Origin of the sequence: Marinobacter lipolyticus, from assembly GCF_018424605.1 — a bacterium.
Classification (GTDB): domain Bacteria; phylum Pseudomonadota; class Gammaproteobacteria; order Pseudomonadales; family Oleiphilaceae; genus Marinobacter; species Marinobacter lipolyticus_B.
This window is the reverse complement of sequence record NZ_QTKT01000019.1, coordinates 1-18,863: the sequence shown is the minus strand read 5'-3', so window position 1 is coordinate 18,863 and position 18,863 is coordinate 1. Positions and strand designations below refer to the sequence as shown.

Annotated in this window: 17 protein-coding genes and 1 tRNA gene; 13 read left to right on the top strand and 5 right to left on the bottom strand. The window is 60.4% G+C overall.

Features of this window, described 5'->3' with window-relative positions; genetic code table 11:
• Positions 1-48 precede the first annotated feature (48 nt).
• The 8 genes from DYI22_RS17085 (at position 49) to pgi (ending at position 10,712) form a co-directional block, all read left to right on the top strand.
• Positions 49-225, top strand: a complete 177-nt coding sequence (locus tag DYI22_RS17085; protein ID WP_012139305.1) for a hypothetical protein — start codon at positions 49-51, stop codon at positions 223-225.
• On the top strand, positions 215-3,178 hold the full coding sequence (locus DYI22_RS17080) for an ATP-binding protein (RefSeq protein ID WP_213479261.1): 2,964 nt from the start codon (positions 215-217) through the stop codon (positions 3,176-3,178). Before DYI22_RS17085 ends, DYI22_RS17080 begins: the two co-directional genes overlap by 11 nt.
• Positions 3,179-3,184: 6 nt before the next feature.
• A complete protein-coding gene (locus DYI22_RS17075; protein ID WP_213479260.1) occupies positions 3,185-4,591 on the top strand; it encodes a sigma-54-dependent transcriptional regulator in 1,407 nt (468 codons plus the stop codon).
• Between the two features lie 821 nt (positions 4,592-5,412).
• A complete protein-coding gene (gene pcnB / locus DYI22_RS17070) occupies positions 5,413-6,735 on the top strand; it encodes a polynucleotide adenylyltransferase PcnB (protein ID WP_213479283.1) in 1,323 nt (440 codons plus the stop codon).
• A gap of 2 nt (positions 6,736-6,737) precedes the next feature.
• The gene (gene folK / locus DYI22_RS17065; protein ID WP_213479259.1) at positions 6,738-7,253 is read left to right on the top strand and encodes a 2-amino-4-hydroxy-6-hydroxymethyldihydropteridine diphosphokinase; all 516 of its coding nucleotides are present in this window, start codon (positions 6,738-6,740) and stop codon (positions 7,251-7,253) included.
• Between the two features lie 115 nt (positions 7,254-7,368).
• The gene (panB, locus tag DYI22_RS17060; protein ID WP_213479258.1) at positions 7,369-8,163 is read left to right on the top strand and encodes a 3-methyl-2-oxobutanoate hydroxymethyltransferase; all 795 of its coding nucleotides are present in this window, start codon (positions 7,369-7,371) and stop codon (positions 8,161-8,163) included.
• Positions 8,160-9,008 (top strand): pantoate--beta-alanine ligase, encoded by an 849-nt coding sequence (gene panC, locus DYI22_RS17055; protein ID WP_213479257.1) that lies wholly within the window; start codon positions 8,160-8,162, stop codon positions 9,006-9,008. Before panB ends, panC begins: the two co-directional genes overlap by 4 nt.
• A 45-nt stretch (positions 9,009-9,053) precedes the next feature.
• On the top strand, positions 9,054-10,712 hold the full coding sequence (pgi, locus tag DYI22_RS17050; protein WP_213479256.1) for a glucose-6-phosphate isomerase: 1,659 nt from the start codon (positions 9,054-9,056) through the stop codon (positions 10,710-10,712).
• On the opposite strand, the gene folK (DYI22_RS17045) is transcribed toward pgi, so the two are convergent.
• Both folK (DYI22_RS17045) and folB read right to left on the bottom strand, forming a co-directional pair.
• On the bottom strand, positions 10,698-11,210 hold the full coding sequence (gene folK, locus DYI22_RS17045; RefSeq protein WP_213479282.1) for a 2-amino-4-hydroxy-6-hydroxymethyldihydropteridine diphosphokinase: 513 nt from the start codon (positions 11,208-11,210) through the stop codon (positions 10,698-10,700). The genes pgi and folK (DYI22_RS17045) overlap by 15 nt on opposite strands.
• A gap of 8 nt (positions 11,211-11,218) precedes the next feature.
• Positions 11,219-11,575 (bottom strand): dihydroneopterin aldolase, encoded by a 357-nt coding sequence (folB, locus tag DYI22_RS17040; RefSeq protein WP_213479255.1) that lies wholly within the window; start codon positions 11,573-11,575, stop codon positions 11,219-11,221.
• 145 nt (positions 11,576-11,720) lie between these two features.
• Here folB and plsY point away from each other — a divergent pair, with 145 nt between their 5' ends.
• Positions 11,721-12,314, top strand: coding sequence for a glycerol-3-phosphate 1-O-acyltransferase PlsY (gene plsY / locus DYI22_RS17035; protein WP_213479254.1), 594 nt, complete (start codon positions 11,721-11,723; stop codon positions 12,312-12,314).
• On the opposite strand, the gene tsaD is transcribed toward plsY, so the two are convergent.
• Positions 12,311-13,375, bottom strand: coding sequence for a tRNA (adenosine(37)-N6)-threonylcarbamoyltransferase complex transferase subunit TsaD (gene tsaD / locus DYI22_RS17030; RefSeq protein WP_213479253.1), 1,065 nt, complete (start codon positions 13,373-13,375; stop codon positions 12,311-12,313). The two genes, plsY and tsaD, sit on opposite strands and share 4 nt — an antisense overlap.
• A gap of 239 nt (positions 13,376-13,614) precedes the next feature.
• On the opposite strand from tsaD, the gene rpsU reads away from it, so the two are divergent.
• From rpsU to DYI22_RS17010, 4 genes are all read left to right on the top strand, one after another.
• Complete coding sequence (rpsU, locus tag DYI22_RS17025) at positions 13,615-13,830, top strand: 30S ribosomal protein S21 (RefSeq protein WP_007153483.1); 216 nt, start codon at positions 13,615-13,617, stop codon at positions 13,828-13,830.
• Positions 13,831-13,985: 155 nt separating this feature from the next.
• Positions 13,986-15,722, top strand: coding sequence for a DNA primase (gene dnaG / locus DYI22_RS17020; RefSeq protein ID WP_213479252.1), 1,737 nt, complete (start codon positions 13,986-13,988; stop codon positions 15,720-15,722).
• A gap of 171 nt (positions 15,723-15,893) precedes the next feature.
• Entirely contained in the window at positions 15,894-17,738 is a 1,845-nt protein-coding gene (gene rpoD / locus DYI22_RS17015; protein ID WP_213479251.1) for an RNA polymerase sigma factor RpoD, read from the top strand.
• A 102-nt stretch (positions 17,739-17,840) separates the two neighbouring features.
• A tRNA-Ile gene (locus DYI22_RS17010) sits at positions 17,841-17,917 on the top strand.
• Positions 17,918-18,237: 320 nt separating this feature from the next.
• Here DYI22_RS17010 and drmC read toward each other — a convergent pair.
• The gene (gene drmC, locus DYI22_RS17005; protein WP_323132936.1) at positions 18,238-18,753 is read right to left on the bottom strand and encodes a DISARM system phospholipase D-like protein DrmC; all 516 of its coding nucleotides are present in this window, start codon (positions 18,751-18,753) and stop codon (positions 18,238-18,240) included.
• 1 nt (position 18,754) lies between these two features.
• Positions 18,755-18,863: IS3 family transposase (locus DYI22_RS17000; RefSeq protein WP_213477651.1), on the bottom strand; the 109-nt coding region annotated here is incomplete at its 5' end.

The following is an 18,863-nucleotide window of genomic DNA, read 5'->3' as shown; positions in this document are numbered from 1 at the left end:
TACGTGGTATAAAACCACTCACAAACCTCAGCGCGGATAGCATGCCTGATGTATATCTATCGTCTGGTCTTCCTGTTGGTTCTGGCCATCTATATTTTTTCACCGAACATTCTCGACTGGTGGACCTCCCCCGGAAATGCCTGGTACACCCCCTACATCATCTGGGCCGGCCTGATCGCCATCGGATTCTGGCTGGAATGGCGGCGAGACCCCAATGAGTTTTAGCGCTCCGGGCCTGCTGCTTGCCAGCCTGCTGTATCTAATTCTGCTGTTCGGCGTCGCCTGGATTACCGAGCGTGGCGTATTGCCGCGGCACTGGGTACGGCACCCGCTGGTGTATACCCTCAGCCTAGGCGTCTATGCCGGCATCTGGGCGGTGTATGCGGCGGTGGGCGTGGCGGCGGAGTCCGGCTTTGGCTTCCTGGCTTATTACCTGGGCATCAGCGGCGCCTTTTTGCTGGCCCCGGTGTTACTCAACCCGGTGATGCGCATCGGCCGGGCCTACCAGTTGGCGTCCCTGGCCGATCTGTTTGCCTATCGTTACCGCAGCCAGTGGGCCGGTACCCTGGTCACCATCTGCTCCGGCGCGGCGATCCTGTCACTGCTGAGCATGCAGATTCAGGCGGTGTCCACCTCCGCCAGCCTGCTGGCGCCGGATACCTCACCGCACCTCATCAGTGTGCTGTTCAGTTTTACCGTGGTGTTGTTTGCCATGCTGTTCGGCACCCGCCGCAATCAGGGCTCCGAAAGCCATCAGGGACTGGTGCTGGCGATTGCCTTTGATTCCCTGGTCAAGCTTGCGGCCCTGCTGGTGCTCGGCGGGGTGATCCTGTTCAGCGTTTTCGGCGGCATGGGCGGGCTGGAAACCTGGCTGGACAACCAGAACTCACCGGCCAGCCCGATGACCATGAGCATTGACGATGGCAGCTGGCGGGCGCTGATGCTGATGTCCTTCGCCGGCGCCCTGGTGCTGCCCCACATGTACCACATGACGTTCAGCGAGAACCCCTCGCCCAAAGCGCTGGCCAAGGCAAGCTGGGGGCTGCCGCTGTACCTGCTGCTGCTGGGGCTTCCGGTACCGCTGATTCTCTGGGGCGGTCAGGAACTGGCAGCCACAACAGGCCCCAACTTCTACGCCATTGGCACGGCCCAGGCTCTGGGCAGCCCGGCGTTAACACTGCTGATGTACATTGCCGGGCTTTCGGCGGCGAGCGGGCTGATGATCGTCAGTACGCTGGCGCTGGCAGGGATGGTACTCAACCATGTGGTGCTTCCGCTGCGCACACCAAAGGACCATGGCGATATCTATCACTGGTTGCGGTGGATCAAGCGCCTGCTGATCGCCGTCATCATTTTTGCGGCGCTGCTGTTCCACGAAACCATCGGTACCCATCTGGATCTGTCTATTCTCGGGGCGATTTCCCTGTCGGGCATGCTGCAGCTGCTGCCCGGCGCCCTTGGCGTGATTTACTGGCCGGAAGGTAACCGGCGCGGTCTGATTGCCGGGCTGGTGTCCGGCATTGCCATCTGGGTGCTGACCCTGGTGCTGCCGTTCTCTCACACCGCCAATGTGCTGGAGTGGCTGCAAGCACCGCTGGTGCCCGATTACAGCAACTGGCACATCTTTACCTTCATCAGCCTGACGGTGAACGTCACGGTGTTCGCGCTGGTCTCAATTCTCAGCAACAGCACCGCAGAAGAAAACAGCGCGGCACAGGCGTGCTCACTCGGGGCCCTGTCCCGCCCCCATCGGCGGGAGCTGGTGGCCACCTCGTCGGCGGATTTTGTCCGTCAGCTTGAAGCCCCCCTCGGTCGCGGCGTGGCCCGACGGGAAGTGGAGCGTGCGCTGGCTCAGCTCAAACTGCCCAACGTCGAATACCGACCCTACCAGCTGCGGCGACTGCGGGACCAGGTTGAGGTCAATCTTTCCGGTCTGCTGGGACCCGCCGTGGCGCGAGACCTGGTCAAGCGACACCTGGGCTACAAACCCATGGCCAGCGGCGGTACCGCACAGGACATCCGTTACGTCGAACGCGCCCTCGGTGACTATCAGAACCAGTTAACCGGCCTTGCAGGAGAGCTCGACAACCTGCGCCGGCATTATCGGCAGACCCTGCAGAACCTGCCGATTCCGGCGTGCTCGATGGGGGACGACGGCGAGATCCTGATGTGGAACAACGCCATCGAACAGTTGACCGGCATTACCGCCGACGACGTGGTGGGTGCCCGGTTGCAGGCGTTGCCCGAGCACTGGCACCTGTTACTGGACGACTTCAACAGTGGCGAGGACCTGCACCGCTACAAGCACCGGCTCGATCTCAATGGCAAACCCCACTGGCTGAATCTGCACAAAGCCGCGCTGAGCGGACCGGACCACCCTGAGGGCGGCAGTATTATTCTGGTGGAAGACCAGACCGAAACCCGGCTTCTCGAAGACGAACTAATGCACAGCGAGCGTCTGGCCTCGGTGGGCCGTCTTGCCGCCGGCGTAGCCCATGAGATCGGGAACCCGGTGACCGGCATCTCCTCACTGGCCCAGAACCTTAAGCTGGAAACTGACGACCCGGACATCCTCTCTACCGCGGAACAGATTCAGCAGCAAACCCGGCGCATCTCCACGATCCTGCAATCGCTGATGAACTTTGCCCGCACCGGCAACCATTCCCAGGCCAACCGATACGAGCCGGTGGGCATCCGTCGTTGCGTCGACGAATCCATCAACCTGCTGTCCCTGAGCGACCAGGGGCTGGGCATCCACTACATCAACGACTGCCCCGAGAGCCTGACGGTACTGGGCGACGAGCAGCGGCTGGTGCAGGTATTCGTCAACCTCCTTGCCAACGCCCGAGACGCCTCGCCCGATGGCGGCGCCATCCGCATCAGTGGCATCCGCGATGGCTACTCCGCTATCATCGAGGTCACTGATGAGGGTTCGGGCATCCCGGGAGACCAGCTCGACCACATCTTTGAACCCTTTTACACCACCAAGGCACCCAACAAGGGCACGGGCCTTGGACTATCTCTGGTGTACAGTATTGTCGAAGAGCATTACGGCAACATTCACGTAGACAGCCCTGCCGACCCGGACGCCGGGCGTGGTACCTGTGTGCGCCTGAAACTGCCGGCCTACGAACCGGACCCCGGCAATGCTGCCATCAGCCTGAACGAAAGGTCGTAACATCCTATGCCTCGCATTCTGATCGTAGAAGACGAAGAGATAATCCGCTCGGCCGTACGCAAGCTGCTCCAGCATGCCGGCTACGATGTGGCTGACGCCGGATCGGTCGAAGAAGCGGAACAGGGCCACGAGCCCGATGAGTTCGACCTGATCATCTCCGATCTGCGCCTGCCCGGCGCCCCGGGCACCGAGCTCATCAATCGCGCCCCCAACACCCCGGTGCTGATCATGACCAGCTACGCCAGCCTGCGTTCGGCGGTCGATTCGATGAAAATGGGCGCGGTGGAATACATCGCCAAACCGTTTGACCACGACGAGATGCTGGCCGCGGTGGAAAACATCCTGTCTCGCAGGCTTACCGGCCGGGACGACACCACAACGGACACCGCGCCCGATTCGGCTGACCACATCCGCAGTGATCCCGCCAGCATCATGTTTGGTGAATGCGAGGCCATGCAGAAAGTGTTCACCCTGATCCGCAAGGTGGCGCCCACCGAAACCACCGTGTTGATCCAGGGCGAATCCGGCACCGGTAAAGAACTCGCCGCCCGGGCGCTGCACCTGCTCAGCCCGCGGGCCGCGAAACCCCTGATTTCAGTAAACTGCGCCGCCATTCCCGAGAGCCTGATCGAATCCGAGCTGTTCGGCCACGAAAAAGGCTCCTTCACCGGCGCGGTTTCCGCCCGTACCGGGCTGATTGAGGCCGCCGACGGTGGCAGCCTGTTCCTGGATGAGATTGGCGAACTGCCCCCGGAAGCCCAGGCTCGCTTGCTGCGGGTGTTGCAGGAAGGAGAAATTCGCAAGGTCGGCTCCACCCAGAGCCGACAGGTGAATGTGCGGATGATCGCCGCTACCCACCGCAACCTCAAAGCGATGACCCGCACCGGCGAGTTTCGCGAAGACCTGTACTACCGCCTGAACGTGATGCAGGTGCGGATTCCGCCGCTGCGCGAGCGCCGATCCGACATCCTTGGCCTGGCCCAGCGCTTCCTTCAGCGGCAGGGCGAGAAAATGGGCAAGCCGCGACTGAACCTCAGCCCTGAGGCGATGCGCGCCCTGGAGCGCCACCGCTGGCCCGGCAACGTCCGCGAACTGGAGAATGCCATCGAGCGTGCCACCATCCTGTGCGAGTCGGACCTGATCACCCCGTCACTGCTCGACCTGGAATACGAGGGCGGTGACGAATACATTCCGGAAACCCTGGTGGAGGGCAACAACGAGCAGGTGCGCGCCCGGGAACCGGAATCCTCCAACGACCTGTCACTGGAAGATTACTTTCAGCATTTCGTGCTGGAGAATCAGGACAAGATGAGTGAAACGGAGCTGGCCCAGAAGCTCGGCATCAGCCGCAAATCCTTGTGGGAGCGCCGCCAGCGCCTTGGTATTCCCCGTAAGAAAGCCTCTGGAAACTGAGCTGTCCGCGCCAGCCTGGCTCGGCTTGCACACGCCACCCAACGAAAGTGTGAACCCGGGCTCAGTTGTTACCGGCTGTTCCGTACGGTAACACTCCCCGCGGCCGAAATGAGATCCGGGTAACACTTCCACGCTGTACGGGGTAACACTTATAAAGCCGATTTTCTTAACCACCTGTTAATAAAGGATTTACTAAAACTGGCACACGCCCTGCACTCTATTAAGCGCACACCAACAAAAACAAGAGTGACAACGCAGCGCCACAACAAAAACAAAAAGCTGCAGGAAAACGTTCAGCAACAAAAACAACAGCAGAACGTAAGCGAACTGAGTGTTTTGGGTACTGTGCTTTTTAGGGGTCCCCTGGCACGAGCGAGTTGTAGATGTAGAGAAGAATCGTCTTCCAGGCGACACTGCATTTACCCATAACTTGCCCGATGCTTCTGACCGCTCTGTGTATTCAAAGCCTTCCGTTTGCACTGCTGACATCTCCGTATTTGGGGATACACAGTGGGGTACAAAAACGAAGAAAAATCCCGGCAAAAATAAAAACAATGCAGATCGTCAACGCTTTCAGGGCGGATTCGTGCAAACGGATCCGCCTTTTGATTATTGGGGCTACGGAAAACGTCGCACCAGGCACCGAGCGCCCCGTTCCCACTACCGGTTTTCTGCCGTTTTTCCCGCACATTCTCTTGCAAACGTGTGCAAATCCTGCCCAAACCGTTAAACTCTCGTTTTTGCTCATGCACCAACGGAATTAAATGCCTAAATCAATCTCTTCTCTCTTCGAGCAGTCGGTGGAAAAAATCCGCGCCTTTATGCCCGGCAACGGAAAGCAAAAGCAGCGCCCCTATCAGCGTCGGGAGATCCCCCGGGACCAGCACAGCGTATCCCGATCCGCGATCAGCGAACCTGCGAAGAAGGTTCTGCACCGGCTCAACAAATCCGGCTTCGACGCCTATCTGGTCGGCGGCGGCGTCCGCGACATTCTGCTGGGCGGGCAGCCGAAAGATTTTGACATCGCCACCAACGCCACTCCGGAAGAGGTCCACGACCTGTTCCGAAACTCGCGCCTGATCGGCCGCCGTTTCCGCATTGTGCACGTGGTGTTCGGAAGGGAAATCATCGAGGTCACCACGTTCCGTGGCAATGCTGTGGAAGCCGACGATGATACCGAGGACGACGATCGCCGTACCAGCGAACATGGTCTGCTGCTGCGGGACAATGTCTACGGTTCCCTGGAAGAAGACGCACTGCGCCGCGACTTCACGGTTAATGCCCTGTATTACTGCATCCGCGACTTTACCGTTATCGACTTCGCCGATGGCATCGAAGACCTGAAAAACCGGCAGATCCGCCTGATTGGCGACCCCGAAACCCGCTACCGGGAAGACCCGGTGCGCATGCTCCGTGCGGTGCGGTTTGCCGCTAAACTGGGTTTCGACATTGAAGAGGACACCGAAGAGCCGATTCGTGAACTCGCCCCGCTGCTGACCCACATTCCGCCGGCCCGCCTGTTCGACGAGGTTCTGAAACTGTTCTCTGCCGGCTTTGGCGAGGCAACCTACGACCTGCTCAGGGAATATAACCTGCTGGCCCCCTTATTTCCGGAGACCGTCCGCGCCCTGAATGCCGGCGAATCCGACGAACTGATCCGCCAGGCCCTGCAGAACACCGATGCCCGCATCGCCCAGGGCAAGTCCGTAACGCCCTATTTCCTGTTTGCCGCCATGCTCTGGCCGGCACTGCAGTCGGAATGGCGTCGTCGCCAGGACAATGGCGACCCGGTTCAGCCGGCCCTTCACGGCGCCATTGCCAAGGTTATCGGGCGCCAGGTCCAGGCCACGTCGATTCCCAAGCGCTTCTCGGGCCCAATGAAAGAGATCTGGGAAATGCAGATGCGTTTGCCCCGCCGGCAGGGCAAGCGGGCCTTTATGGCCATGTCTCACCCCCGCTTCCGCGCTGCTTACGATTTCCTGCTGGTGCGCGAATCCGCCGGTGAAATTGAGCCCGGGCTGGGCAAATGGTGGACTGACTTCCAGGCCACTGACGAGCGCGGCCAGGAGCGCATGCTCAACGAACTGACCTCTGACGCCCCGAAAAAGCGGCGCCGCAAGCGCAAGCCCGTCAATCGGAGCTGATCATGGCGACGACAGACGCGTTTGTCGGTCTCGGCAGCAATCTGGCGGACCCGACCGCCCAGCTGGCGCGCGCCATCAGCGCGCTGGCGGCACTACCCGCCACCTCGCTGGTGGCCCAGTCGGCCTTCTACACCAGCCGGCCGGTGGGCCCCCAGGATCAGCCGGATTTTGTCAATGGCGCGGCGTGGCTGCGCACCGGCCTGACCGCGCTTGAGCTGCTGGATCAGTTGCAGGCGATTGAGCAGCAGCACGGACGCGTACGCAAGCAGCACTGGGGGCCGAGAACCCTCGATCTCGATCTGCTGTTGTTTGGCAGCGAGACCATCCGCAACGACCGCCTGACCGTTCCCCACTGCGAACTACCCAACCGTGACTTTGTGCTGCAGCCGCTGCTGGACCTGAACGCTGACCTTGCTCTGCCCGATGGCCGGTCCGTCGCCGACCTGCGCCAGCGTTGCCCGGACAACCGGCTGAAGAAGCTGCCACCGTTTTCCCGTGAGCTGCAGCCGCCCTGCTGACCCGAAGGCTTCGTGCTACTATTGCCTCAGACACACCCCGGGATTACCCTTTATACCTGAACGCCGGCAGACCCCGGCACAGTCTTGGCCCATCCACCCACAAGGCAAGGATTCTATGGCTGTAACCATCAATACCCTGCGGGAATACAAGCAGAAAGGCGAAGCCTTTGCTGCTCTGACCTCCTACGATGCCACCTTCGCCCAAATCGTCAGCGAAGCCGGCGTCGACGTTATCCTGATCGGCGATTCCCTCGGCATGGTGCTGCAAGGGCACGACAGCACGTTGCCGGTCACCATGGACCAGATGATCTATCACGTCAGCTCCGTGGCCAAAGGTAACCGGGGCGCACTGGTCATGGCAGACATGCCTTTCATGAGCTACGGCACCACCGAAGCCGCTCTGGAGAATGCAGCCGAACTGATGCGGGCAGGCGCCCACATGGTCAAGCTGGAAGGGACCGACTGGATGACCGACACGATCGCTGCGCTCAGCGAGCGGGGCGTGCCGGTCTGCGCCCATCTGGGCCTGACACCACAGTTCGTCAACAAGTTCGGTGGTTACAAGGTGCAGGGGCGCGACGAGCACGCGGCCGAGATGATGATCGAACATGCCTGCGAACTGGAAGCGGCGGGCGCTGACATCATTTTGCTCGAGTGTGTACCCGCCCCCCTTGCCGCACGCATCACCCAGGCGGTCAAGGCGCCGGTCATCGGCATTGGTGCCGGTTCCGACACCGACGGTCAGGTACTTGTGCTCCACGACATGCTGGGCGTCACCACCGGTCGCAAGCCGCGTTTTGTGAAGAACTTCCTGGCGGATACCGATTCGGTTCAGGGCGCAATCGAAGCCTATGTCAAAGCAGTCCGCGACCGATCTTTCCCCGCCGAGGAGCATACGTTCAAGGCATGAGAACCGTTAACTCCCTGAGAGAACTTCGTACCATCCTGCGCGGCTATCGCCGCGAGGGAAAAACTATTGGCCTGGTTCCCACCATGGGCAATCTCCACGAGGGCCACATTTCGCTGGTTCGCAAAGCCGGTGAAGCGGCCGACGTGGTGGTGACCAGCATTTTCGTCAATCCGATGCAGTTCGGCGCCAGCGAAGACCTGGACAGCTACCCTCGCACTCTCGAGGACGACCAGAGGCAGCTTGAAGCCGCCGGAAATACCCTGGTCTTCGCCCCGGGCGTGGAGGAGATCTACCCCCAGGGCCTGGTCCAGCAGACCAAGGTCGTGGTTCCGGAAGTCAGTGATGGCCACTGCGGTGCCAGCCGCCCGGGCCACTTCGAGGGCGTGGCCACAGTGGTCACCATGCTGCTCAACATGGTACAGCCCGACATCGCCGTATTCGGCGAGAAAGATTTTCAGCAGCTTGCCGTCATCCGCAAGCTGGTGCGCGATCTGATGATTCCGGTGGAGGTCATTGGCGCCCCCACGGTGAGGGAAACCGATGGTCTGGCCAAAAGTTCCCGCAACGGCTACCTGAACGAGTCGGAACGGGCCATTGCCCCGGCGGTCTACCGGGCGCTGCAGGACAGCGCCGACAAACTTGGCAACGGTCGCTCCGATTTTGGCGCCATCGAACGCGAAGCCACCGAAGCACTGAGCGCAGCCGGTTTGCGGCCGGATTATTTCAATATCGTCAACAGCGACACCCTGAAGCCGGCCACCGCCGAGGATACGGAACTGACCATTCTGGTGGCGGCCTTCCTTGGCACTACCCGTTTGATTGACAACCTGTCGGTCAGCCGTTGATACAAGGGTCCGGCGCTGGTGAACACTGAACGAAAGGACTCGACCATGGCTCCGGCCCCTGCTCCCCTGACGTCACGCCCACAGTGGCAGGCTCTGACCGAACTCCAGCGAAGTCTGGCAACCTGCCACATGCGAGATTTGTTCGGGCAGGACCCGGACCGCGCACAGCGGTTCTTCGCCGAAGGCGCAGGGCTCTCCCTGGACTTCTCCAAGAACCGTATTACTGACGAGGTACTGTCGGCGCTGATGGCCCTGGCCCGCGCCTGTGATCTTCCGGGCCGCACTGAGGCCATGTTCCTCGGCGAGCCGGTCAACGAGACCGAGAAGCGCCCGGCCCTGCATACGGCGCTGAGAAATACCGGTGCGGACCCGGTATTAGTAGACGGCCGCGACGTAATGCCGGAAGTCCAACAGACGCTGGCCCGAATGGATACCTTCACCCGGGACGTGATCACCGGCCATCGCAGCGGATTCACCGGCAAGCGCTTCACCGACGTGGTGAGCATCGGTATCGGCGGATCCTACCTGGGACCGAGACTGGTGAGCGAAGCCCTCCTGCCCTATCACCATGGGCAGCTCAGGGGGCACTTTGTTGCCAACATTGACGGTTCGGACATTACCGAGGTACTCAACCGGGTGAACCCCGAGACCACCCTGTTCCTGGTGCAATCGAAATCCTTCCGCACTCAGGAAACACTGGAGAACAGCCGCGTTGCCAGGGACTGGTTTCTCGCCAATGGCGGCGCAGAGCGCGACATTGCCGGGCACTTCGTCGCCGTGACGGCCAACGCGTCAGAGGCCGGCCGGTTTGGTATCCGTACCGAAAATGTATTTCCCATGTGGGACTGGGTCGGTGGGCGCTATTCACTGTGGTCCGCGATTGGCCTCCCCATCGCGCTGCTGGTGGGCATGGATCAATTCCGCGCCCTGCTTGCCGGCGCGCACGACATGGATCTGCATTTCCGACATACCCCGCTGGAACGCAACCTGCCGGTACTGATGGCGATGCTGGGCGTGTGGTACAGCAATTTCTGGGGCGCGGACACGCACGCCATTCTGCCCTATGACCATTACCTGGAAAGCCTGCCCTCGCACCTCCAGCAGCTGGACATGGAGAGCAACGGCAAATGCGTGACCCGCGACGGCCGGACCATCAGCTACCAGACCGGGCCGGTGATCTGGGGCGGCGTGGGCGCCAATGGCCAGCACGCCTACCACCAGCTGCTTCATCAGGGGACCCGACTGATTCCCGCCGACTTCATTATCCCGCTGCGAAGCCACAATCCGGTGGGCGAGCACCACGCGTCCCTGTTCGCCAACTGCCTGAGCCAGACCCGCGCGCTGATGGCCGGCAAGACAGAGGCCGAGGCACTTGAGGAACTGGCCGCCGAAGGCATGTCCGCCGGGGAAGCGGCTGAGCTGGCGCCCCATAAGGTGATTCCCGGCAACAAGCCGAGCAATACCCTGGTGATGGACAAACTCACGCCGCACACTCTGGGCGCACTGATCGCCCTTTACGAGCACCGCACGTTTGTACAGGGTGTGATCTGGGACGTGGATTCCTTTGATCAGTGGGGCGTGGAACTGGGCAAGCAGATGGGCAAAGAGATTCTGGACCAGATACTGGGGAACAACCCGGAGCGGTCGCAAGCGGACGCCTCCACCGAACACCTCATCGGCCTGTTCCGGTCAAAGCGCCCGTGAAATGAGCTGCCCCCGCCAGATGAAATCCACCGGCCAGAGCTTCTGGTCGCTGGTGTATTCCTGCCATAACTGGCGATAGCTTTTGCCGCAAACCGGATGCAGGGCGTCCGGTGCCGCCTCGGCCAGCGGCCAGAGTACAAAGGCATTCTTGAGGATTTCCGCCCGCGGCAGGGCCACTCCGTCCACTTCACCCACGGCATCGTTGTACGTCAGGATATCCAGATCCAACGTACGCGCGCTGAATTTGGGCGCTTCCCGGCGGCGGCCATTCTCCGCTTCCAGCTGTTTGAACCGCCGCGACAGTTCACCAACCTGCCATGGACTGTCGACGCCCACGACGAGGTTGTAAAACGGCGAACCGTCAAAGCCCACCGCCTCGCTCTCAAAGACCGGGGAGATGATCAGATCGCCGAACCAGTCGGCCAGCGCATCCAGCGCTGAGGTGATGTACCGGTGACGGTCAATGTTGCTGCCAATGCTGATGTACACCCGTGCCATGGCCGTCATCACGCCTGCCCCCGCTCAATACGCACACCCACGGACCGGGCAGCCGGCACGGCACCCGGCTTGCGCAGGGTCAGCCGCAGCCAGCCGACGCCGAACTCCTGGCGAATGACCCCGGCAAGACCTTCGGCCGCCGTTTCCAGCAGCGCTGGCTGCGCCTGGCGCAGCCACTGGGTTACCCGCTCACTCACCGCGGCATAATCCAGAGCATCCGCCACATCATCCGTGGCACCCGGCGCCCGGTTGTCCCAGGCCATCTCCAGATCCACCAACAACCGCTGGGTTACTTCCCGCTCCCAGTCGTACACGCCGATGACCGCTTCAACGGCCAGGCCTTCGATCAGAACGCTGTCTGTCACCGGCTTATTTCTCCCGGGTTACACTCTTTGCTGATTGAATAACGTACAGGCTAGGGATACTGTGTGAACCACGGCCTGACACGATTGAGGGCCGGCATTTTCTCACAAATGACCCGGACACGTCTTTGCCCCAGGCCAATTGCCAGTGAATCTGATGAGCGACCCGTTACTGACCGTACTGCTATGCGCCTTGGCCTATACCGCCGGCTCAGTGCTGTTTGCGCTGGAAATCTGCAGGCTGTGGAAGCTGCCCGACCCGCGGGCGATGGGCTCGGGCAACCCGGGCGCCACCAATGTTTATCGCAACGGCGGCTGGATTCCGGCGGCTCTGACACTGGTACTGGATGCCGCCAAAGGCTTTGTTCCGGTCTGGCTGGCCCACAACGCCGGCCTGTCGATTCTGGCCCAGGCCATGGTAGCGCTGTGCGCGGTTACCGGCCACATGATCCCCATGTTCTACCGCTTCAAAGGCGGCAAGGGCGTTGCCACAGCACTGGGGTGCGGGCTGGCACTGGCCCCCGCAACCACCCTTCTGCTGGCGGCGATCTGGCTGGCCATCATGTGGCGCTGGCGCATTTCAGCGCTGGCCTCAATCATTGCCATCGTGGCCGGGCCAGTCATCAGCGCGGTGATTGAGCCTGCAACCCTGCCATTGTTCGGGCTACTGGCGATTCTGATTGTGGTTCGTCACCGCAACAACCTGATTCGCCTTGCCCAGGGGCGTGAGGCACGATTCTAGAAGGTCTGGTCCACCAGCCCGTTCGAGCAGGCGCGCGACAGCGGCGGCAGGGTATTCATCGGCCAGCGCGGCACCGCGACAATGCGATCACCATCCCGCTGGCCCGCCTGCAAGCGCTGACAACCGGCATACGCAATCATCGCACCGTTGTCGGTGCAGAACTCCGGGCGTGCATAAAACACCCCCGCCTGCAGCTTTGCTGTCATTTTCTCCAGCCCGGCCCGCAGCCGCTTGTTGGCGCTGACACCGCCGGCAATCACCAGCCGCTTGCAGCCAGTCTGCTCCAACGCCCTGCGGCATTTGATGGTCAGGGTGTCTACCACCGCCGCCTCGAACGCCAGGGCAATGTCAGCGCGGGTCTGATCGTTCAATTCTCCTGCGTCGACCGCCGCGGTGACCGTATTCAGAGTGAAGGTTTTCAACCCGCTGAAACTGAAATCCAGCCCCGGGCGATCTGTCATCGGCCGCGGAAAACGGTATCGGCCCGCGGCACCCTGCTCTGCCAGTGCAGCGACACGCGGTCCGCCGGGATAGTCCAGCCCCAGCATCTTGGCGGTCTTATCGAACGCCTCGCCGGCGGCGTCGTCCACCGACTCCCCCAGCAGCTCGTATTCACCGATACCGTCAACACGCACCAGTTGCGTATGCCCGCCGGAGACCAGCAGGGCGACAAAGGGAAAGGCCGGCGGTTCGGGCTCCAGCATCGGCGCCAGCAGGTGACCTTCCATGTGATGGACCCCAAGCACCGGCACATCCAGCGCCAGGCCCAGGGCATGAGCCACGGAACCGCCCACCATCAACGCACCCACCAGCCCCGGTCCGGCCGTGTAGGCAATGCCGTCTATATCCGCGCGGGTACAGCCGGCCTCTGCCAGCACCTGATCACACAACGGCAGCAGCTTGCGCACGTGGTCTCGGGAGGCCAGCTCCGGCACCACGCCGCCGTAGTCGGCATGCATGTCGATTTGACTGAACAGGGCATGGGCCAGCAGGCCCCGCTCGCTGTCATAGAGGGCAACGCCGGTTTCATCGCAGGACGTTTCAATTCCGAGAATCAGCATAAACAAGGATCACAACGGGTGGCATGAATGGTCAGGCGAGCTATTTTAGCAGAAAGCCGAAACGCGCTGGCAGTTTCATCGAACAAACATTGACCTTACCCCGAAGCAGGGGCTATCATTGCCGCCCTTAAATATGCACTGGTCGAGTTTTAGCCAATCTGACCAGGTATCGAGTCGATTTGACGCACGAGTCGATCAGACACAACAGAAACCGAATACATCAGGTAGGTGATTTTCGAATGCCAGCTGTTAAAGTGAAAGAGAATGAACCGTTTGACGTAGCCCTGCGTCGCTTCAAGCGTTCCTGCGAGAAAGCAGGTGTACTGTCGGAAGTACGTCGCCGTGAGCACTACGAGAAGCCGACAGCTGTACGCAAGCGTAAGGCAGCCGCTGCCGTTAAGCGTCATCTCAAGAAGCTTCAGCGGGAACAGCGCAAGTTCGAGCGTCTGTACTAAGCTTTAGCTGACGCCGCTTGACTGCAAACCATTGATCGCCTGTTCAGCCGCAGGCTGCACAGAGCGATTCCAAAATGCCGCCGAGGCCTGGCTTCGGCGGCATTTTTGGCTATTGGCTTCGCTAAGCCGGCACCCTTTGCGTAACCGGAGTCATCATGAGCGGATTGATCCCGCAACGCTTTGTTGAAGATCTGCTGGACCGGATTGATCTGGCGGAGCTTATCGGATCACGCATTACGCTGAAAAAAGCCGGGGCCAACTACAAGGCCTGCTGCCCGTTTCATGATGAGAAGACACCGTCCTTCAACGTTCGGCCCGACAAGGGCTTTTACCACTGCTTTGGCTGTGGCGCCCATGGCGACGCCATCAGTTTTGTGCGGGAGTTTGAAGGGTTAGGATTTACCGATGCCGTCGAAGAACTGGCCCGGCGCGCCGGCCTGGAAGTGCCTTACGATCAGAGTGCCCGCCAGGAAATCCAGCAGGCCCGCACACTGACCGACGCGCTGGACTTCGCCAGTCGCTTCTACCAGTCGGCGTTGCGCGGCGCACAGGGCGAGCTGGCAAGGGACTACCTCAAACAACGCGGGCTGGACGATCACGTCATCCAGCTCTACCAGCTTGGCTTCGCGCCCGGCACCGGTACCGCCCTGTTTGATGCCAGCAACAAGGACCTCCAGGGTCCTTTGATTGAGACTGGCACGGTCTCCGACAAGTACGGCCGCCCACGGGACCTGTTTCGCAATCGGGTGATGTTCCCCATCCGCAACAGCCGCGGCAAGACCATCGCCTTCGGGGGACGCACCCTCGGTGATGACAAGGCCAAATACATCAACTCGCCGGAGTCAGATGTATTTCACAAGAGCCGCGAGATTTACGGCCTGTACGAAGCCAAACAGGCCATCCGCCAGCTGGATAAGCTGCTGGTGGTGGAAGGCTACATGGATGTCATTGCGCTGGCACAGCACGACATCCACTTTGCGGTGGCCACCCTTGGCACCGCAACGAATCAGGACAGCCTGAGCGCCCTGCTCCGACAGGTCAGGCACATCGTGTTCTGCTTTGATGGCGACCAGGCCGGTTTTCGTGCCGCCGACCGCGCCATGGAGAACGCACTGGAGCTGATGGCCGATGGCCTGCACCTGCAGTTCCTGATGCTGCCGGACGGCGAGGACCCGGACACGCTGGTGCGCAAGGAAGGCCCGGAAGCGTTCCGCAAGCGCATTGAAGGCGCCACGCCGCTGTCACGCTTCCTGTTTGACCGGCAGAGTGAAGGGCTGGACCTGCAGTTACCGGAAAACCGGGGCGAGCTCAGAGCCCGGGTGGAACCGCTGCTGAACAAGATGCCCAGAAGCACCCTGCGGGATGCCATGTGGCATGAAATGCTGCGCTTGTGTGGCGGAAGGCAGGATTGGCAGAACCGCCGCCCCCAGCCCGGCCAGAAGCGGTTTGGTGACCGCCGCGATCGGGTTCAGGAAGAACGCATCGACGTGCGGCTCAGCAAGGACAGCACGCTGTGCCTGGCCCTCGTGGAAGCGCCAGACATGGCAAGCGATGTGGTGGAACTGGCGCGCCAATCCCGGCAGTTCCGGCTGGCCCGGGGCTTCGCGGAATGGATACTGGATCGCGGCATCGGTGACAGACGCACTTTGGTGCGCACTCTGGCCACAGACAAGCCGTCGAGGGACCGCTTTTACAACCTGTTCGATGGCATTGAACACATACCGTCGCGGGAAAAGACCCTTGCCGGCGCCCGGGAACTGCTGACCCCGAACCAGGAAGCGGCCCGGAAACAGCGGCTCTCCGCGCTGCTGGCGTCGAAGCGCAGCCTTGCCGACCTGAGCCCGGAAGAACGCCAGGAACTGAAAGCCCTGAGCGGGGGCCCAGAGGATTGAGCGGCGGTCAGCGCCGCCCGGAATAACCGGAAAATACAGGGCTTATCCGGTATTGCACTTGAAACTTGAAGCGTTGATCACCATCTAACCATCCGGTGGCAGAGCAACCGAGCGACAGCTATAATGGCTGTTTAACTTTTTTCCGTTTACCAGCGAGTTCACAGGGTGTCTATGTCAGGCAATTCGCAGAAATCACGTTTGAAAGACCTCATTGCACGAGGCAAGGAACAAGGTTACCTGACTTACGCCGAGGTAAATGACCACCTCCCGGAAGACATTGCCGATCCGGATCAGGTGGAAGACATCATTCGCATGATCAACGACATGGGTATTCAGGTGTGCGAGGAAACTCCCGACGCCGATACCCTGATCATGACCGAAGGCGACTCCACCGCTGACGAAGCGGCCGCCGCCGAAGCCGCCGCTGCCCTCGCCGCCGTTGAAACCGACGCTGGCCGCACCACCGACCCGGTCCGCATGTACATGCGGGAAATGGGCACGGTTGAACTGCTGACCCGTGAAGGCGAGATCGTCATTGCCAAGCGCATCGAGGAAGGCATCCGCGATGTGATGGCGGCGGTTGCGCATTTCCCCGGCATCAGCGGCACCGTGATCCAGGCCTACGACCGCATCATCGAGAACGAAGGCCGCATCAGCGACATCGTGACCGGCTTTCTTGATCCGGACGGCGCCGAGCCGTTCATGGACGAAGACAACACCCCGGACACCAGCAGCTCTGACGACTCCTCAGACAGCGACGATGACGACGACAGCGAAGAAGAAACCGAGAGCGGCCCGGATCCCGAAGAGACCCGCCTGCGCTTCGAGCTGCTGAAGGAAAAGCTCAACGCCGCCGACAAGGCACTGGAAAAGTACGGCCGCAGCGACAAGCGAACCCAGGAAGCCCTGAACGAGTTGGGACAGGTCTTCGCCCCGTTCAAGCTGGGCAACAAAGCTTTCGACGAACTGGTGAACGTGGTCCGTTCCACCAATGATCTGGTGCGCGAGAACGAGCGCGCGATCATGCAGATTTGCGTCAAGGAAAGTAAAATGCCCCGCAAGGACTTCATCAAGTCCTTCCCCGGCAACGAGACCAACCTCGACTGGGCGGAAAAAATCGGCAAGAGCAAGAAGCCCTATGCGGCCGCCGTCAGCGAGCGCATCGACGAAATCGTTCGGTTGCAGAAGCGCATCCAGAACATCCAGACCGAAGTGGATCTGGACGTCGCCGATATCAAGGAGATCAACCGTCGCGTATCCATCGGCGAAGCCAAGGCCCGTCGCGCCAAGAAAGAAATGGTCGAGGCCAACCTGCGTCTGGTTATTTCCATTGCCAAGAAATACACCAACCGCGGCCTGCAGTTCCTGGACCTGATCCAGGAGGGCAACATCGGCCTGATGAAGGCCGTGGACAAGTTTGAGTACCGCCGTGGCTACAAGTTCTCCACCTACGCCACCTGGTGGATTCGTCAGGCCATCACCCGCTCCATTGCGGATCAGGCCCGCACCATCCGTATTCCGGTGCACATGATCGAGACCATCAACAAACTCAACCGCATCTCCCGTCAGATGCTGCAGGAGATGGGCCGTGAGCCCACGCCGGAAGAGTTGGGTGAGCGCATGGAAATGCCCGAGGACAAGATCCGCAAGGTACTGAAGATCGCCAAAGAGCCGATCTCCATGGAAACCCCGATCGGCGATGACGAAGACAGCCACCTGGGCGATTTCATCGAAGACATTCAGGCACTCTCGCCGGTGGACTCCGCCACCGCCGAAGGCCTGCGCGAAGCCACCCGCTCGGTACTGGCCGGCCTCACCGCCCGCGAATCGAAAGTACTGCGCATGCGCTTCGGCATCGAGATGAACACCGACCATACCCTGGAAGAAGTCGGCAAGCAGTTCGACGTTACCCGGGAGCGCATCCGTCAAATCGAAGCCAAGGCGCTGCGCAAGCTGCGGCACCCCTCCCGCTCCGATCATCTGCGCGGCTTCATCGACGACCAGGGCAACGGCTAAGACACACCGCAACAGTAGCGGGCGCCACACCTCACCGGTATAATGGCGCCCGCTTTGTTTCCCCTCGCCGGAAACACCTTTCAGAACAGCGTTCGCTGAATAGGGCCTATAGCTCAGTTGGTTAGAGCAGGGGACTCATAATCCCTTGGTCGCAGGTTCGAGTCCTGCTGGGCCCACCATCTACTGCAATGCCATAGAACCTCATGGTCATGCCACCATAAATTGGCCGGAACGGCCACATTATGGTGACTTACGTCGGGAGTTTTGGCCGCTCGCTTTGCCTCCCACTTTCACCCTCTCAGAATCAGTAACTTATAAGCGGAAGTCCCGCAATTTTGGCTCTGGACCCGGGTAAGTCCAACACTATCTTCGAATCGTCCGTGAAAACGGAGTAAAACTCGTTTGTCGCTTTTGATTCGAGCTCCCTACCTCGTCAATTTTTTAACCTTTCGTGAACACTCTAGTGCAGATTCATAATTCAATACTTTGATCCAAGGAACTAGAGGCCACTCACTATATTCGTGCTAATGAGTGCCTCAAGATGCCTTTTGAGGGTTGTTGGAATACGCCCTCCCTCAATGATCAAACCTGCTTCCATGTTCTTTTCCATCGCGTGGCCAGTTAGGTTGGCGCTGGTAATGAAGCAAATTCTTTCATCAGCAACAGCAACTTTGGCATGAACACGTCCGCCGGCAAATGCATCTGATTTTTCATGCCACGCATAAAGGTTGGCGGCGGGAACAACCGCTCTCATTCTGCCAATCGCATCAAACGAAATACTGCCGCCGTGATCCTGTGACAGCTCAAGAACCATTGATATGCCTACGCCACGTTCATTCGCGCTATTAAGAGCCTTAACGACGGTGGAGACGTCGTAGGCCACGAAACTCGTAATGAACAAAGAGTGCTCAGCGGAATTGATAACCTGTAAAAGCGCCTGCTCTGTTCTGCGAGCAGATACAAATGGAGTCGTCGGGCCAGTCCAGACGAGTTCGGTGTGGCAAGCCCCCGATATCCTAGACGCCTGACAGCTGCTTAAAATACTGCTTTTCGAAGTCCACGGGAGACAGTCCTCCGTTGTTGCCGTGCCGGCGTACCGGGTTATAGAACATTTCGATGTAATCG

Coding starts and splice junctions, on each gene's coding strand:
- DYI22_RS17085 (WP_012139305.1), top strand. CDS start 49: ATGTATATCTATCGTCTGGTCTTCCTGTTGGTTCTGGCCATCTATATT.
- DYI22_RS17080 (WP_213479261.1), top strand. CDS start 215: ATGAGTTTTAGCGCTCCGGGCCTGCTGCTTGCCAGCCTGCTGTATCTA.
- DYI22_RS17075 (WP_213479260.1), top strand. CDS start 3,185: ATGCCTCGCATTCTGATCGTAGAAGACGAAGAGATAATCCGCTCGGCC.
- pcnB (WP_213479283.1), top strand. CDS start 5,413: ATGCCCGGCAACGGAAAGCAAAAGCAGCGCCCCTATCAGCGTCGGGAG.
- folK (WP_213479259.1), top strand. CDS start 6,738: ATGGCGACGACAGACGCGTTTGTCGGTCTCGGCAGCAATCTGGCGGAC.
- panB (WP_213479258.1), top strand. CDS start 7,369: ATGGCTGTAACCATCAATACCCTGCGGGAATACAAGCAGAAAGGCGAA.
- panC (WP_213479257.1), top strand. CDS start 8,160: ATGAGAACCGTTAACTCCCTGAGAGAACTTCGTACCATCCTGCGCGGC.
- pgi (WP_213479256.1), top strand. CDS start 9,054: ATGGCTCCGGCCCCTGCTCCCCTGACGTCACGCCCACAGTGGCAGGCT.
- folK (WP_213479282.1), bottom strand. CDS start 11,210: ATGGCACGGGTGTACATCAGCATTGGCAGCAACATTGACCGTCACCGG.
- tsaD (WP_213479253.1), bottom strand. CDS start 13,375: ATGCTGATTCTCGGAATTGAAACGTCCTGCGATGAAACCGGCGTTGCC.
- rpsU (WP_007153483.1), top strand. CDS start 13,615: ATGCCAGCTGTTAAAGTGAAAGAGAATGAACCGTTTGACGTAGCCCTG.
- dnaG (WP_213479252.1), top strand. CDS start 13,986: ATGAGCGGATTGATCCCGCAACGCTTTGTTGAAGATCTGCTGGACCGG.
- rpoD (WP_213479251.1), top strand. CDS start 15,894: ATGTCAGGCAATTCGCAGAAATCACGTTTGAAAGACCTCATTGCACGA.